This window comes from Actinomycetes bacterium, assembly GCA_035489715.1.
Lineage (GTDB): Bacteria > Actinomycetota > Actinomycetes > JACCUZ01 > JACCUZ01 > DATHAP01.
Genome location: DATHAP010000163.1, coordinates 1 through 15098, shown reverse-complemented (window position 1 = coordinate 15098; position 15098 = coordinate 1). Strand labels below are relative to the sequence as shown.

Here is a 15098-nt window from a genome sequence, read left to right as displayed (position 1 = left end):
GGCCGCCGAGGCCCGGCCGCGCAGCGCGAACGTGAGCCCGGCCAGGGCCGGCGCCCGGCGGCCCAGCCAGGTCAGGCCCAGGGTCGGGCGCGCGACACCGGCACCCATCGTCTCCCGCCGCACCACCCGGGCCGCCGTGAGGGCCGTCAGCAGCAGGAACGCGACCGCGACGAGCAGTGCGCCCAGGACGACCAGCATCGGCTCCGGCAGCCACCCGGGCTCCGGCTCGTACTCCCGCAGCGGGCCGAGCGGCTCGACCAGCCCCGCCAGCAGTGTCCCGACGACGGTGACCCCCGCCGCCACCGCCGCGCCCAGCAAGCCGGGGCCGACCCGGGCCAGCACCCGCTCGCCGCGGGTCAGGCCCAGCGCGGCCTCGATCTGCTGCTCCCCCGCCCCGGCCGCGTGGTGGCGCGACAGTCCCTGCCCGACCGCGAGCAGCCCCCCGAGCACGGCCAGCACGATGAAGACCAGCTGGCCGCCGACCAGCGTCGAGGTGGCGGCGGTCACCTCAGGGTCGGTCTCCGAGGTCGGGTAGGACGCCTGCAGCGTCCCGAACTCCTGCCCGACGTCGCCGGACGACGCCCGCTCGCCGAGCCGGCGCACCCGCCGGTCGAAGGCGGGCACCCCCTCGGGGCCGTCGGCCAGCCGGACCAGGATGTTGTGGCCGAGCTGACTGTCCTGGTACTCCTTCTGCAGCGCGGGGGTCCCGATGACCGGTCCCAGGCCGCCGCCGACCCAGGTGCGCGCGACCCGCGCGATGCCCACGACCCGCAGGTCCAGGCGCGGCCCGTCCGGCTTGCCGAACCCGGTGTCGAACTGCGTCACCTCCTGCGGGGTCAGCAGCTTCATCGGCAGCCGGTCGCCGACGTGCAGCCCGACCTCCCGGGCGAGCACCGAGGGCACGAGCACCTCGTCGGCCCGGCCGTCGCGCGGGGCCCGACCCTCGAGCACGACCGGCGAGAAGAGCGTGTCCGGGCGGGGCGGCCCGCTCGACACGCTGAGGTAGGCCACCTCGCGCCCGAGCAGCTGCCCGATCACCTGCTGCGACTGCCACGACTCGGTGACACCGGGAAAGCGGGCGATCCGGTCCACGTCGATGTCGTCGGAGAAGACGATGACGCGGGCGTCGTCCAGGTGCGTGGCGGAGACCAGCCGGTCGTACGCCGTGGCGGTCCGCAGGGCGACGGCGCTCGCCCCGGCGACGACCGCGCCGACGAGCCCCGCGAGCAGCCCGAGCACAACCATCGACCCCCACCGCCGGCGCAGCTCCGAGCCGGCGACCCGGCCGACCGCGGCGTTCACGAGGACCCGTCCGGGCGCGGCAGCCGCAGCTCCACCGTCGTGCCGCGCCCGGGCGTCGACGTCCAGGTCACCGCGCCGCCGACGGCCCCCATCCGGTCGACCATGTTCTGCTGGCCCTGGCCGGCGGAGTCGCCGTCCTGGGCGAAGCCCGGACCGTCGTCCGCCACGGCGAGCACCAGGTCGCCGGTGCCCCGGTCGGTCCCCAGCCGGATGGCGACCGACGCGTCCGGCGCGTGCTTGGCGACGTTCTGCAGCGCCTCGAGGACGCAGAAGTACAGCGCGGCCTCGACGTCGGCGCCGGGCCTGCCGACGTCCTCCGCCTGGACCGTCACCGGCCCGGCGCTGCGCTGGGCCGCCGCCTTGAGCGCGTCGGGCAGACCCGCCTGGCGCAGCAGCGGCGGGTAGATGCCGTGCGCCAGGTCGCGCACCTCGGCGATCGTGGCCCGCACGTCCTCGGTCATCGACGCCAGCAGCTCCCCGACGGTCGCCCGCTCCTCCGACTCGTCGGCCAGCAGCTGGCGGGCCAGCCCGAGGTTCACGGCCAACGCGGCCAGGTGCTGCTGCGCGCCGTCGTGGATGTCGCGCTCGATCCGGCGCCGCTCTGCGTCGGCGGCCGACACCAGCCGCAGCCGCGAGGCACGCAGCTCGTCGTTGGTCCGGCGCAGGTCGTCGAGGCTCGCCTGCAGGGCGGCGTCGAGCGCCCGGTTGTGCAGCACGATGCCGAGCCGGCGGCTGACCTCGCCGAGGGTGCGCTCGTCGTCGGCCCGGACCCGCTCGCCCTCGCGCGGCTGCTCGACGACCAGGGCGCCGAGCAGGTCGTTGCCGTAGCCGACCGGCGCCACCCGCACCTGCGCGTCGCCCCGGCCGACCAGCAGCTCGGGCAGCCACAGGGCCAGCCACGCCTCGCCCGCGACGCCGGAACGGCGCAGCACGGCGGCCTCGGCGGGGCCCAGCTCGGTGGTCGCGCCGGCCCGGTGCGGCACCGACAGGAGGCGGGTCAGGCCCTCGCCGTCGCCGGTCCACATCTCGACGCTGTGCACTCCCATGGACGCCCGCAGCGACTCGGCGAGCTGGCGCAGCAGCTCCTCCAGCGGCACGTCCCGGGTGCTGCGGTCGCCGAAGGTCTCCAGGACCGCCTCGGGCGTGCGGCGCAGCCCGAGCGTCGAGCGGAGGGTGGCTCGGGCCACGGCCTGCCGCAGCGGGCCGAACGCGAGCGCCGCGGCCGCCGCCCCGAGCAGCGCCGGGGCCACCACGGCCCGCTCGTCGGCGTGCGGCAGCCGGCCGAGCACCAGCACGGCCACCACCAGGCCGAGCAGGACGGCCGCCGCGAGCCCGGTCAGGGCGGCCGCGGCGGCGAGCAGCCGGCTGGCCTCGCGACGTACGGCCGTCAAAGCGCCCGCGGCGGCACCCGCGACCAGCAGCGCCGCAGCCGCGGCGCCCACCAGCCACCAGTCGGGCTGCGCCGACCCGAGCAGGTCGAGGGCAGCGGCCACCGCCACCACCGTGGCCGCGAGGAGGCCGCCGGCGACCGTGACCTGCACCCGCTGGCGGGTGACCGCCGAGGCCTGCTGGCCGAGCGCGAGCGTCACGCGACCGCCGACCCGGTCTCGGCCGGGGCGACCACGCCGTCGCGCAGGTGGACCACGCGCGAGGCGCCGGCGGCGACGTCCGGGTTGTGGGTGACCATGAGGATGCTCTGGCCGTCCGCGTGCAGCCGCTGGAACAGCGCCAGCACCTCCTCGGCGCCGTCGCTGTCGAGCGCACCGGTCGGCTCGTCGGCGAGGAGCAGGGTCGGCGAGTTGGCCAGGGCCCTGGCGATCGCCAGCCGCTGCCGCTGCCCGCCGGACAGGGTGGCCGGCGCGGAGCCGGACTTGTCGAGCAGCCCGAGCAGGTCGAGCAGCTCGTGCGCCCGGCTGTCGGCGTCGCGGCGGGAGGCGCCGGCCACCATGGCGGCCAGGGCGACGTTCTCGCCGACGCTCATGCCCTCGAGCAGGTTGAAGAACTGGAAGACCAGGCCGACGTGGCGCCGCCGCAGCCGCGACAGGCGGCTCTCGGACAGCACGGTGAGCTCCTCGCCGGCCAGCTGGACCGACCCCTCGTCCGGCCGGTCCAGCCCGGCCGCCAGGTGCAGCAGGGTCGACTTGCCGCAGCCGGACGGGCCCATCAGGGCGACGAACTCGCCGCGGGCCACCGTGAGGTCCACCCCGCGCAGGGCCCGGACCGGGGCGGTCTCGGCCTCGTACGTCCGGCGCACGCCCGCCAGCTCCAGCGCCGGTGGGCCGTCCTGCAGGTCGCTCACGAGCGGCCACCCTAGGTCGGGCGGTCGGCCCGGACGGCGACCTTGACCCGATTGCGTCCCCGCCGGCCGCGGTCGGCAAGGTGCCGACACCCGCCGGGTGTGGCTACCACCACCCCGGGGGCGAACGCGGTCAGAGCCGGACGACGTCCACATCGATCTCGAGCCGCATGATGCGCGGCACCAGCTTGCCGACGCCGGGCACGTCGAAGCGAACGCCGAACCCCTCCCGGTCGACCGAGCCACCGGCCCGCACCAGCATCCGGTCGCCGTCCCGGCCGAGGTCGTACGTCGCGGTCAGCGAGACCGTGCGGGTGACCCCGCGCAGGGTCAGGCTGCCGTCGATGACCGCGCCGTCGGGGGTCCAGGCGACCGCGCTGCTGCGGTAGACGGCCATCGGGTGACGCGCCGCGTCGAACGGGTCGAACGCCGAGATGACCTCGTCGTAGGCCCGGTTGCCGGTGGTCATCGACGTCACGTCGACGTCCACCCGCACCGAGTGCTCGTCGCCGACCTCGACGGTGCCGCCCACCTCGGCGAAGCAGGCCCGGATGGTCGGGGAGACGAACGACGTGCGGCCGGAGAACGCGACGACCGCCCGGGACGGGTCGATGGCCCAGGTGCCCGCCGGCGGCGCGACGCGCCAGCCGGTCGCCTCGGCCGGCCGCTCAGCGGTCGGGCGGGCCGGGCGGGTGGCGCGGGTGCGGCGGGTTGCGGTGGCGGTGGCCATGGCATGGTCCCTCGGTCGGTGCCGTCGTCCGGTGCCCGGTCGGGCACCGCGTCTGCGACCACGGTGCGCCGGGAAGGGGTGACCGACGACCGTGCTGTCTGGCCGGTGCTGGTGTGGCTGGCACCACACTGGGCGGTGGTGCTTGCGGCGCGGTTGCGTCCGAGTTGCAGAGCCCGAGGAGGTGGGACGTGCGGAACCCGGCGCGGCGCGTGGTGCGCACCCTGCTGACCGGGGACCCGGACGGGGCTGCCCCGTGGGTACGGGCGATCGGCGACCCGGGCGACGCCGGGTGGTTCGGGCCGGGATCGACGATCTGGTCGGTCCACGCCGACGCGGCGACCCTGGTCGGCGGTGTGCGCGCCCTGCTGGTCCAGGCGATGCACCCGACCGTCCTCGCCGGCTTCGACCAGCACTCCGACTACCGCGCCGACCCCGAGAGCCGGCTGCAGCGGACGGCCGCGTTCGTGACCGTGACGACCTTCGGCACCAGCCGGCAGGCCGAGCAGGCCTGCGAGCGGGTCCGGCGGGCGCACGCTCCGGTCCGCGGGCGCACCCCGGAGGGCCGGCCGTACGACGCCGGCGACCCGGACCTCCTCGGCTGGGTGCACCTCGCCCTGACCGACTCGCTGGCCGAGTCGGTGCTGCGGCTGGGCCGGACGCCGTTCGACCTCGACTCCTACCTGGGCGACATGGCGGTGGTCGGGGAGCGGCTCGGCGCGGCCCAGGTGCCGCACGACCGGGCCGAGCTGGCCGCGGCGTGGGCCCACTACCTGCCCAGCCTGGCGCGCACCCCCGCCACCACGACCGCCCACCGCTTCCTGCTCGACCCGCCGCTGCCGGCGCACGTCCGGGCGCCCTATCGCGTCGTGGCCGCGGCCGCCGCGGCGACCCTGCCGCCCGAGCTGCGGCCCCTGCTCGCGGCCCGGCCGCTGCTGCCGCCCCCGGCCGGCCGGGTCCTGGGCAAGGCGGCCACCCGGCTGCTCGCCGTCGTGCTCGGCGAGAGCCCGGCCGCCGCCGCCGCGCACCGCCGGGTCAGCGCCGTTCACCGCACCTGAGCGCCGCTGTCGGCTCGATTGGGTCACGGTTCCAAGTCGATTCGCGCTTCCGGGCCGGCCGTGGGTTCCGGCCGTCGCCCGGCGGCTCGTAGGGTCCGGCGCCATGCGTGGTGGCCGGACCGCCGGGGCGAGCTTCGTGCTGCTCGCCCTGCTCTCGGGCTGTAGCAGTGGGGACGCCGAGGGTTCCGGCGCCGCATCTTCCGGCGCCGCCGGATCCCGCACCCCGGCCGCGTCGACGGGCGCCGCCACGTCCTCGGCGCCGGCCGCGCTGGCAGGCCTGGACCGGCTCGAGGGGGCGTACTCCTGCCGTGGCGGGTTCACCTGCGGCACGCTCGACGTCCCCCTCGACCGCGGCGCCCCATCCGGCGGCACCACCTCGCTGCAGGTGGCTGTCGAGACCGAGCAGCAGGCGCCCCGCGGGGTGCTGCTCGCCCTCAACGGCGGCCCGGGGGCCGCTGGTGCCCCGCTCGCGTCGGAGATCGCGAAGCGTCTTGGCCCGGAGGTGATGGCGGCCTACCGCCTGGTCGCGCTCGACCAGCGCGGCACCGGGCCGTCGGCGCTGGACTGCCCGGCGCTGCAGACCTCGTCGGGGCAGAGCTTCGTGCCGGCTGCGGCAGCGGTGCGCTCCTGCGCGGCGACGCTGGGCGACGCGCGCTCCCTCTACGGCACCGACGACACGGTCGCCGACCTGGAGGAGCTGCGGGAGGTGCTCGAGGCGGAGCGGTGGTCCGTCTTCGCGGTGAGCTACGGGACCTACGTCGCGCAGCAGTACGCCGCGGCGCACCGCGACCGGGTGACCGCGCTCGTCCTGGACTCGCCCCTCCCGGCGGCCGGGGCCGACACCCTCGAGCTCGACACCGTGCAGGCGACGTCGCGGGTGCTGCGCTCGGCCTGCGCGGCCCAGGACTGCGCCGGCGACCCGGTGGCCGACCTGGCCGCCGTCGTCCGCCGGGACGGCGGCGGGCCGGACCTGCTCGGGCTGGTCGGCGGGATGAGCGCGGTGCGGCCGGCCTTCGACACGCTGCTGCCGGCCCTGCGCCGGGCGCGGTCCGGTGACCGCTCCGACCTGGACCGTCTGCTGCAGGCCTACCGGACCGGGTTCGCGACGTCGCCGTCGGTGTTCTCCGCGGGGCTGCACAGCGCTGCCTACTGCGCCGACCAGACGTTCCCGTGGGGGCGCTCGTCGGCGCCGGCCGACCGGCGCGCTCCGGCGGTACGCCGTCAGGTCGCCCGGCTGAGCAGCTCGACGACGTACCCCTTCGACGCACGGACCGTGGCCGGGAGCAGTGGCGTCGTGGAGTGCCGGGCCTGGCCGCCGGTCGAGCCATCGGCGGTGGCCCGCGGGCAGGTGCGCCTGCCTCGCGTCCCGGTGCTCCTCCTCGTCGGGGAGCACGACGTCACGACGCCGGTCGAGTCGGTGCGGGGCAGCGCTGCCGACCGGCTGCCCGGCGCGCGGCTGGTCGTCGTGCGCGGCGGCGGCCACGTGGTCACCGCCTCGCCAGGCCGAGGCCGCACGGCGGCCCGGGACTTCCTGCTGCTCTGAAGGGACCTCGGTCCCTGTCCGACCCGGGCGCCCGCGCGTCAGCGTGGACGCGAGGAGGACGTCATGACGCGCGCAGTGGTGGTCTTCGAGTCGATGTTCGGCAACTCCGAGGTGGTGGCCCGGGCCATCGCCGAAGGGCTGTCCGACGAGGTGCCGGTGCGGGCCGCCCGGGCCACCCCCGACCTGGTGCTGGAGGACGACGTCGAGCTGCTGGTGCTCGGCGGTCCCACGCACGCCTTCGGCATGACCCGGCCGGCCACCCGCGAGTCGGCGGGCCAGCAGGGTGCCTCGAGCGCCCTGGCCAAGGGCATCGGCGTGCGGGAGTGGCTGGACGGGCTCGGCTCCACGACGTGCCGGGTGGCCACCTTCGACACCCGGGTGCACAAGAAGGGCCTGCCCGGCTCAGCCGCCCGCGGCGCGGAGAAGCGGCTCGGCCGGGCCGGTGCCCGGGTGCTCGCCCCCGCGACGAGCTTCTGGGTCGGCTCCACGCAGGGGCCGCTGCTCCCCGGCGAGGAGGACCGGGCCCGGCAGTGGGGCAACGAGCTCGGCCTTCGGCTGCAGCTGCGGACCCCCGCGCGCACGTCGGGCTGACGCGTCCCGCCGTGCCGACCGAGCCGCCAAGCCGCCAACAGTGCAGGGCGGGGCGTGAGCCGAAGGGCGGGGGCGTCAGCCGAAGGGCGGCCGCCAGGTGCCCAGCGCCACCGAGACGGCAACGGCGAGGGCGACTGCGGCCGCCGTGCCGGCCACCAGCGCCCAGTCGGCGGGCTGCATCGGCTGCGGCCGGGCGATCGTGCGCTCGACCCCGGTCGTGGCGAAGCCACGGGCGTCCATCGCCGCCGCCAGCCGCACTCCCCGCCGGACGGCGGCGACCAGCACCGCGAACACCTGCCCGGTGAACGCCCGCAGCCGGCCCACCGGCGACCAGCCGGCGTCGAGCCCCCTTGCCCGGCGGGCCCGACCGATCATGTGCCAGTCGGCTGACAGCAGCGGGAGCAGCCGCAGCGCCGCCAGCGCCCCGTAGGCGAACCGCGCCGGCACCCGCCACCGCTGCACCAGCGCGTCGGCCAGGTCCATCGGGTCGGTGGCGGCCAGCACGACGATGCCCGGCAGGGTCAGGGCCAGCAGCCGCAGGGCCACAGCTGCCGCGGACTCGACGGCCTCGGTCGTCACGTCGACCGGCCCGATCTCGACGAGCACCTCGCCGCCCTGGACCGCGATCAGGTTGGCGACGACCACACCCCCGATGCCCAGCAGCAGCGGCCACGACCGGCGCAGCAGCGTGCCCAGCCGCACCCCGCTGAACGGCATCGCCGCGGCCTCGATCACCAGGAGCACAGCGGGGGTCACCGGGTCGAGCGAGACGAGCATGGCGACGGTGACGATGCCCGCGGCGGTCAGCTTGGCGACCGGGTTGCGCCGCGACAGCGCGGCGTCCGGGTCCGGCGCCAGCGGCACCAGGACGCTCACGGCGACCCCTGGTCGGCGGTCGACCGGACGAGGGTGACGCGGCGGTCGGCGATGGCGTCCACCAGGTCCTCGTCGTGCGTCACCGTCAGGAGCGCGCAGCCACCGTCGCGCAGGTCGGCGAGCAGCCCGGCGAGGGCGGCCCAGGTCAGGGCGTCCTGGCCGTACGTCGGCTCGTCGGTCACGACGACCCTCGGGGCGGTGGCGATCGCGGTGGCGACCGACAGCCGCCGCTTCTCCCCGCCGGACAGCGTGAACGGGTTCGCGGCCGCGAGCCGGGCCAGGCCCAGCCGCTCCAGCAGCTCGTCGGCCCGCTGGCCGGCGGCCGCGTCCGAGGCGCCGGCCTGCCGCGGCCCGACCAGCAGCTCGCGGCGGACCGTCGAGGCGACGAGCTGGTGCTCGGGGTCCTGGAAGACGGTGCCGACCCGGGTGACCAGGTCGCGGCCGCGCCACCGCCACAGCGGCCGCGCCGGCTGCGGGGGGTCCAGCGCCGGCTCCGGGACGACCTCGCCGCCGGTCGGCCGGAGCAGCCCGGCCAGGCAGAGCGCGAGGGTCGACTTGCCGGCGCCGTTCGGGCCGGTCAGCGCGACCGCCTCGCCGGCGCACAGGGTCAGGTCGGTGGCGGCCAGAGCCGCGCGGTCCGCAGCCGGGTAGCGGAAGGCCGTCCGGTCGGCGCGCACGAGGGCGGGTCCCGTGGTCGAGGGGGCGCGTCGACGTACCAGCGGGCGGTGCCCCGGCACCCACACGCCGCGCGCCGCCAGCCGGGCGCCGACCTGGTCGAACACCTCGGCCGGTGGGCCGTCCTCGGCCACGCCGCCGCCCGGCTCGAGCACGACAGCGCGGTGCACCAGGTCGACCACCTGCTCCACCCGGTGCTCGACGACGACCGCGGTGGCACCGGTCGCGTCGAGCACCACGGCGAGGGCGGCGCGCACGAGGGCGGCACCGTCGGGGTCCAGGTTCGCCGTGACCTCGTCGAGCAGCAGCAGGCCCGGGCGCAGTGCGACGATGCCGGCCAGCGCGAGCCGCTGCTGCTCGCCGCCGGAGAGTGCCGCGGTCGGGGCGTCACGGCCGTAGGGGAAGCCCACTGCGTGCAGCGCCTCGTCGACCCGCTGCCAGATCGCCTCGGTGGGGACGCCGCGGTTCTCCAGGCCGAACGCGACGTCGTCGCCCGCGCGAGCCATGACCAGGGCGGCCTCGGGGTCCTGCATGACCAGGCCGGCCCGGGACCGCACTTCGGCGGCGGGCCGGCCGTCGAGGGTCAGCGTGCCTTCCTGCTCGCCGCCGCTGCTCGCGTCGAGGAGGCCGGCCAGGGCGGTCAGCAGGGTGGACTTGCCGGCCCCCGACGGCCCGAGCAGCAGCACCCGCTCGCCCGGCTCGAGGCGCAGGTCGACGCCGCGCAGCGCCCAGGCGTGGCGGCCGCCGTGGCGCCAGCCCCAGCCGCGCAGGTCGACCGCCACCGGGGCAGTGCCCCCGGCCGGAGCCCCGGTCACGTCAGGTGTGCGACGACACACCGGACACGCCGGTGGGTCGGTGTGTCGTCGCACACCTGGCGGTCAGACGCGCGACTGGTCGCGGCCGGAGCCGAAGGGCGCCAGCACGCCGGTCCGCGCCAGGGCCCGGACCAGCAGCCAGGAGCCGAGACCGGCCAGCAGGGTCGAGCTCGCCACGACCAGCGCGGCGTAGACGACCTGCCAGTCGCCCGCCCAGTCCGGGTAGTAGAACGCGAGGTCGAGCAGCGCCGCCGCCCCGCCGGCCGCGGCAGCCGCCCCCAGCGCCACCGGCAGCCGCCACGACTTGTAGAGCGCGAGGGCGAAGACCAGCTCGGCCGCGGCGCCCTCCACCAGCCCGTAGGCCAGGACGAACAGCCCCCACGACGTGCCGAGCACGGCCGACACGAGCGACGCGACCAGCTCGGTGAAGAGGGCGGCCCCGCGCTTGCGCACCACGAGGGCGCCGAGGACGGCCGGCACCAGCCACATGCCGTAGAGGAAGGCGCGGCCCGGCGGGTAGGACGCGAAGGCCGGCTCGAGGACGTTCCAGAGGCTGTTCCAGCCCCAGAACACGACGCCGAACGCGACGCCGATCGCTGCCGCGACGACGACGTCGACCGTGCGCCACGAGGCGGTGGCGTCCGGCCCCGTGGTCGGGTGCGAGGTGCGGGTGGTGGTGGTCATCTGCTCGCTCCTGTCCGAGGTGGACGGGACGCGCGGTCTGAGCTCCTCGCCGACGTACGCCCGGGACGACCGGACGGGCGACGGCGGGGTGGTAACCGACTCCCTGCGCTGGCATTACCCAGATCAGGTAGGAGGGTCTGCGGACGGGTCCGCACTCTCAGCGCTGCTGCGCTCCCCTGTGGTCTGTAGTTGGTGCGCGACCGGGGTGGGCCGCACGCCGCGACGCTAGCACGCGGCAACCGGGGGGTGCGGGGCCGCTGACGCCGCTGCGTACCGTTGGGTCCGTGACCTCCGCGACCACGTCGCCGGACGCCGACCTCGAGGACGCCCGGGCCCGCTACGTCGACGCGCTGAGCCGGTCCTCGATGCGCGACGCCGTGCGGCTGGTCGCCGGCCTGGCCGGCACGGGCGTCCCGCTCGACCGCATCGTGGGCCAGGTGCTCGCCCCGGCGCAGGTCGAGGTCGGGCGGATGTGGGAGCTGGGCCGGTGGAGCGTCGCGCAGGAGCACACCGCGACCGGCATCACCGAGGTGGCGCTGCAGACCGCGGTGCTCTCGGCCGGCGTGCGGATGCCCGACGACGGCCAGCCGTCGATGGTGCTGGCGTGCGCCGACGGCGAGTGGCACTCGCTGAGCGCACGGATGGCTGCCGACGTGCTGCGTGCCGAGGGCGTCGACGTGACGTACGTCGGGGCGTCCCTCCCGAGCGACTCGCTGGGCGACTTCCTCGCTGTGCAGGCGCCGACCGCGCTCGGGCTGTCGTGCTCGACCGCGATGACCCTGGTCGGCGCGCGCGAGACGGTCTTCGAGGCGCACGCCGTCGGGGTCCCGGTGATCGTCGCGGGCAGCGCGTTCGGGTCGCACGGCAGCCGGGCCGAGGCGATCGGCGCCGACGCGTGGGTCGCCGACCCGGTCGCCGCCGCGGCGGTGCTGCGGGCCTGGACGGCCGGGCCACCGGCCGCCTTCCGGGCGGCGGTGGTGCCGGACACCGACGAGTGGGAGACGCTCGCAGTGGCGCCCACGGACTGGGTCGACGACGTGATGCTGCGGCTGAACCAGCGACGGCCTCGTCTGCACAGCCAGAGCCGGGCGCTCGAGGGCCGGCTGCGCAAGGAGGTCGCCTACCTGCTGCGTTGCGCCTCGGGCGTCCAGCTCACCCGTGACGAGGGGATGCTGGAGGAGTACACCGTCTGGTTGCGCGGGGTGATGACGGCGCGCAAGGTCCCCGTCGACCTGGTGGACGACCTCTATGCTGGCGCGGTCGAGGCGCTCGCGGACCGGGCTCCGCAGGCGTCGGCGATGCTGGACCGGGCCCGCGAGCTGCTGCGCTCCGGGTGACCTTGGTCTCAGTCGGATGGACAGGGGGAGTGACCGGGACCCGACCTGGGTACCGAGCGGGTCGTGAGCAGGGGCCGTGGGGGTGCGGGACGTGTGCTGTGACACGGTGCTGCGGCTGCCGTCGCCACCGCTGGTCCCCGGGCCGTCCGCCGTCACCGAGCACCTCGAGCTGGACCCGGTGCCGGCGTCGGTCGGGGTCGCGCGCCGCTTCGTCCGCGACCTGCTCGAGGGGGTCGACGAGGACTCGCTCGACACCGTGCTGTTGCTGGTCAGCGAACTCGTGACCAACGCGATCCTGCACGCGCACACCCCGGTCGAGCTCGGCGTGTGCGTCGACGGCGGCCGTGCCCTGGTCTGCGTGGCCGACCGGATGCCTGGCAGCGAGCCGCTGACGGCCCGCGTCCACAGCGGCGACCGGCCCGGCGGCCGGGGGCTGGCCCTCGTCGCCGACCTCAGCCACGACTGGGGCACCACGACGTTCACCGGCGGCAAGACGGTGTGGTTCACCCTGCCGCTGTCCATGTCGGCCGACCGGATGGCTGCGTCGTGAGCCAGCTGACCCCTGACCGGGCCGCCCCCGCGCCGGTGGTGCAGGTGGCGACGACGGACACCGCGGCCATCGACCGCATCCCGACCGGCATCCCGGGCCTCGACCACGTCACGATGGGCGGTTTCCCGCGCGGTCGGGTCACGGTCATCGCCGGGCCGGCGGGCAGCGCCAAGACGGTGCTGGCCGGCCAGTTCCTCGCCGCAGGGGCCGCGACCGGCGAGCCCGGGGTCTTCGTGACCCTCGAGGAGTCCGCGGCCGACCTGCGGCGCAACCTGGCCACCCTCGGCTGCGACGTCGCCGCGCTAGAGCAGCGCGGTGACTGGGCCTTCGTGGACGGGTCGCCCCGCTACGACAGCCACCTCGACCAGGCGGCGCCGCTGCACGTCGACACCCTGCTGGCGCAGATCGGGCAGGCGGTCGACCGCACCGGCGCCACCCGCGTCGTCGTCGACTCCTTCGGCGCCGCGCTGGCCTCCGAGAGCGACCAGACCGGTGGCCGGCAGCGGCTGCGCGGACTGCTCGCCGAGCTGCGCCGGCTCGGTGCGACGGTGGTCCTCACCGTCGAGAGCGACCATGACAGCGACGGCGACGTCTCGGTGACCGGTGTCGAGCAGTACGTCGCCGACACCGTGGTCCTGCTGCGCAACACGCTCGAGGCAGAGTCGCGTCGTCGCACCGTCGAAGTGCTCAAGATGCGCGGGGCGCAGCACCGGCGCGGCCAGTTCCCCTTCACCGTGCTCGGCGGTGAGGGGCTCATGGTGCTGCCCATCTCGGTGCAGGAGCTCGACCAGGGCTCGACGGACACCCGCATCAGCTCGGGCAACCGGGAGGTCGACGCGCTGTGCGGCGGCGGCTTCTTCCGCGACTCGATCGTGCTCGTCTCGGGCGCGACCGGCACGGGCAAGACGCTGCTGGTCACCGAGTTCCTCGCGGGTGGTGTCCGGGGCGGCGAGCGGTCGCTGATGCTGGCGTTCGAGGAGAGCCACGACCAGCTGCAGCGCAACGCACGCGGCTGGGGCTACGACTTCGCCAAGGCAGAGGCCGACGGCCTGCTGCACGTCGTGTCGACCTACCCTGAGGTGGCGACGCTCGAGGACCACCTGGTCGAGATCAAGCGGATCATCGAGGAGTACCAGCCGGCCCGGATCGCCATCGACAGCCTGTCCGCGCTGGAGCGGGTCGGCTCGCAGAAGTCGTTCCGCGAGTTCATCATCGGGCTGACGTCGTTCGTCAAGGCCAAGCAGACGGTCGGCCTCTTCACCGCCGCCACCGACACCCTGCTCGGTGGCACGTCGGTGACCGAGACCCACATCTCGACGCTGACCGACAGCATCATCCTGCTGCGCTACGTCGAGGTGTTCGGTGCGGTGAAGCGCGGCCTGACCGTGCTCAAGATGCGCGGGTCCGACCACGACCGCGACATCCGCGAGTACTCCATCGACGCCGAGGGCCTGCACGTCGGCGAACCCTTCCGGACGGTCGCCGGCATCCTGTCCGGCAACGTCGTCAACGTCGTCCCCACGGACGCGATCGACGACGTGATGCCGCCGTCCTTCCGCTGAGCAGAGCGGCTGCAACACGGTGGTGTGACGCCGGCCCCCTGTTACGCGAAACTGTTAGTCTACCTATCCAGTAGACAACAGGAGGTGGGTCCGTGGCGCAGGGTGGGTGTCCGACCCCGAGGCGGGTGTCAATCGTCGGCGCCGGCGCGGCCGGCACGCTGACGGCGCTCCACCTGGCTGCCGCCTCGCGCGGCCGCCGCGGCGAGCGGCTGGAGATCCTGCTGGTCGACCCGGCGGAGCACGTCGGGCGCGGGGTCGCCTACTCCACCCGCGACGGGCGCCACCTGCTCAACGTGCCGGCGCGGGGCATGTCTGCCTTCCCGGACGAGCCCAACCACTTCGTCGACTGGCTGTGGCGGCACGTCGACTCGCGCACCCCGCCCGGCGACTTCGCCCGGCGCAGCGACTTCGCGGCGTACCTCGACGACACCCTGCGGACCGTCGTGGTCGACACCGACGGCGTCACCGTCGGGCACCGCCGGACCCGCGCGACCGGGCTGACGGTCCGCGACGGCAAGATCGACCTGACGTTGGCCGACGGCAGCCAGCCGGGCGTCGACGCCGCGGTCCTGGCACCGGGCGTCTTCGCCCCGGGCACCGCGTGGGCGCCGGTCGCGCTGCTGGGCCACGGAGGCTTCGTCGCCGACCCGTGGGCGCCAGGCGCACTGGCCGCGGTCCCCGACGACGGTGACGTGCTGCTCGTCGGCACCGGGCTCACCGGCGTGGACGTGGCGCTGACGCTGGGCCGTCCCGGTCGCACCCTGCACCTCGTGAGCCGGCGCGGCCGGCTGCCCGCCGTGCACGCGACCGGCCGCGACGAGACCCCCGGCGCGCCGCTGCCGGAGCTGGTGTCGGTGGCCCGGCGCAGTCGCCCAGGCGACCTCGAGCACCTGCGCCGCCTGGTGGCGCGCACGGTGCGCGACGCGGTCCGTGAGCGGCGCGACTGGCGGGCGGCCTTCGACACGCTGCGCCCGCTGACCGGCGCTCTCTGGTCGTCGCTGTCCGCCGACGACCAGGCTCGCTTCCTCCGCGAGCACGCGGCGTGGTGGGACCTGCACCGGCACCGGATGGCACCCGGCTCG

General features: G+C 76.0%; 14 protein-coding genes and 1 riboswitch. Of the genes, 7 read left to right on the top strand and 7 right to left on the bottom strand.

Annotation, left to right across the window (positions count from 1 at the left end; all coding sequences use genetic code 11):
• The 4 genes from VK640_13395 to VK640_13380 all read right to left on the bottom strand — a co-directional run.
• Positions 1-1302, bottom strand: a 1302-nt coding sequence (locus VK640_13395; GenBank protein ID HTE74178.1) for a hypothetical protein, incomplete at its 3' end; no start/stop codon positions are given.
• Entirely contained in the window at positions 1299-2891 is a 1593-nt protein-coding gene (locus tag VK640_13390; protein ID HTE74177.1) for a histidine kinase, read from the bottom strand. The genes VK640_13390 and VK640_13395, both read right to left, overlap by 4 nt.
• Positions 2888-3601 carry an ABC transporter ATP-binding protein gene (locus VK640_13385; GenBank protein ID HTE74176.1) on the bottom strand — a complete coding sequence of 238 codons (714 nt, stop codon included), beginning with the start codon at positions 3599-3601 and terminating at the stop codon, positions 2888-2890. Before VK640_13385 ends, VK640_13390 begins: the two co-directional genes overlap by 4 nt.
• 130 nt (positions 3602-3731) lie before the next feature.
• Positions 3732-4328: a YceI family protein gene (locus tag VK640_13380; protein ID HTE74175.1), complete on the bottom strand. Its 597-nt coding sequence runs from the start codon at positions 4326-4328 to the stop codon at positions 3732-3734.
• Positions 4329-4516: 188 nt separating this feature from the next.
• On the opposite strand from VK640_13380, the gene VK640_13375 reads away from it, so the two are divergent.
• The 3 genes from VK640_13375 to VK640_13365 all read left to right on the top strand — a co-directional run bounded on the left by VK640_13375 (position 4517) and on the right by VK640_13365 (position 7517).
• The gene (locus tag VK640_13375; GenBank protein HTE74174.1) at positions 4517-5383 is read left to right on the top strand and encodes an oxygenase MpaB family protein; all 867 of its coding nucleotides are present in this window, start codon (positions 4517-4519) and stop codon (positions 5381-5383) included.
• Positions 5384-5486: 103 nt separating this feature from the next.
• Complete coding sequence (locus VK640_13370; GenBank protein ID HTE74173.1) at positions 5487-6926, top strand: alpha/beta fold hydrolase; 1440 nt, start codon at positions 5487-5489, stop codon at positions 6924-6926.
• Positions 6927-6989: 63 nt separating this feature from the next.
• Entirely contained in the window at positions 6990-7517 is a 528-nt protein-coding gene (locus tag VK640_13365; protein HTE74172.1) for a flavodoxin, read from the top strand.
• 75 nt (positions 7518-7592) lie between these two features.
• Here the strand turns inward: VK640_13365 and VK640_13360 are convergent, their stop codons facing one another.
• From VK640_13360 to VK640_13350, 3 genes are all read right to left on the bottom strand, one after another.
• Positions 7593-8384 carry an energy-coupling factor transporter transmembrane component T gene (locus VK640_13360; GenBank protein ID HTE74171.1) on the bottom strand — a complete coding sequence of 264 codons (792 nt, stop codon included), beginning with the start codon at positions 8382-8384 and terminating at the stop codon, positions 7593-7595.
• 5 nt (positions 8385-8389) lie between these two features.
• Positions 8390-9883 (bottom strand): ABC transporter ATP-binding protein, encoded by a 1494-nt coding sequence (locus VK640_13355; protein HTE74170.1) that lies wholly within the window; start codon positions 9881-9883, stop codon positions 8390-8392.
• A gap of 63 nt (positions 9884-9946) precedes the next feature.
• The gene (locus VK640_13350; protein HTE74169.1) at positions 9947-10567 is read right to left on the bottom strand and encodes an ECF transporter S component; all 621 of its coding nucleotides are present in this window, start codon (positions 10565-10567) and stop codon (positions 9947-9949) included.
• Positions 10568-10650: 83 nt separating this feature from the next.
• Positions 10651-10755, bottom strand: a riboswitch (TPP riboswitch).
• A 96-nt stretch (positions 10756-10851) separates the two neighbouring features.
• Between VK640_13350 and VK640_13345 the strand changes: the two genes are divergently transcribed.
• The 4 genes from VK640_13345 to VK640_13330 all read left to right on the top strand — a co-directional run.
• Positions 10852-11904, top strand: coding sequence for a cobalamin-dependent protein (locus VK640_13345; GenBank protein HTE74168.1), 1053 nt, complete (start codon positions 10852-10854; stop codon positions 11902-11904).
• 76 nt (positions 11905-11980) lie between these two features.
• Positions 11981-12454, top strand: coding sequence for an ATP-binding protein (locus VK640_13340; protein ID HTE74167.1), 474 nt, complete (start codon positions 11981-11983; stop codon positions 12452-12454).
• Positions 12451-14016 (top strand): circadian clock protein KaiC, encoded by a 1566-nt coding sequence (gene kaiC, locus VK640_13335; protein HTE74166.1) that lies wholly within the window; start codon positions 12451-12453, stop codon positions 14014-14016. The genes VK640_13340 and kaiC overlap by 4 nt, the downstream gene beginning before the upstream one ends.
• Before the next feature lie 125 nt (positions 14017-14141).
• Positions 14142-15098, top strand: a 957-nt coding sequence (locus VK640_13330; protein HTE74165.1) for an FAD/NAD(P)-binding protein, incomplete at its 3' end; no start/stop codon positions are given.

Coding starts and splice junctions, on each gene's coding strand:
- VK640_13350 (HTE74169.1), bottom strand. CDS start 10,567: ATGACCACCACCACCCGCACCTCGCACCCGACCACGGGGCCGGACGCC.
- VK640_13365 (HTE74172.1), top strand. CDS start 6,990: ATGACGCGCGCAGTGGTGGTCTTCGAGTCGATGTTCGGCAACTCCGAG.
- VK640_13380 (HTE74175.1), bottom strand. CDS start 4,328: ATGGCCACCGCCACCGCAACCCGCCGCACCCGCGCCACCCGCCCGGCC.
- VK640_13370 (HTE74173.1), top strand. CDS start 5,487: ATGCGTGGTGGCCGGACCGCCGGGGCGAGCTTCGTGCTGCTCGCCCTG.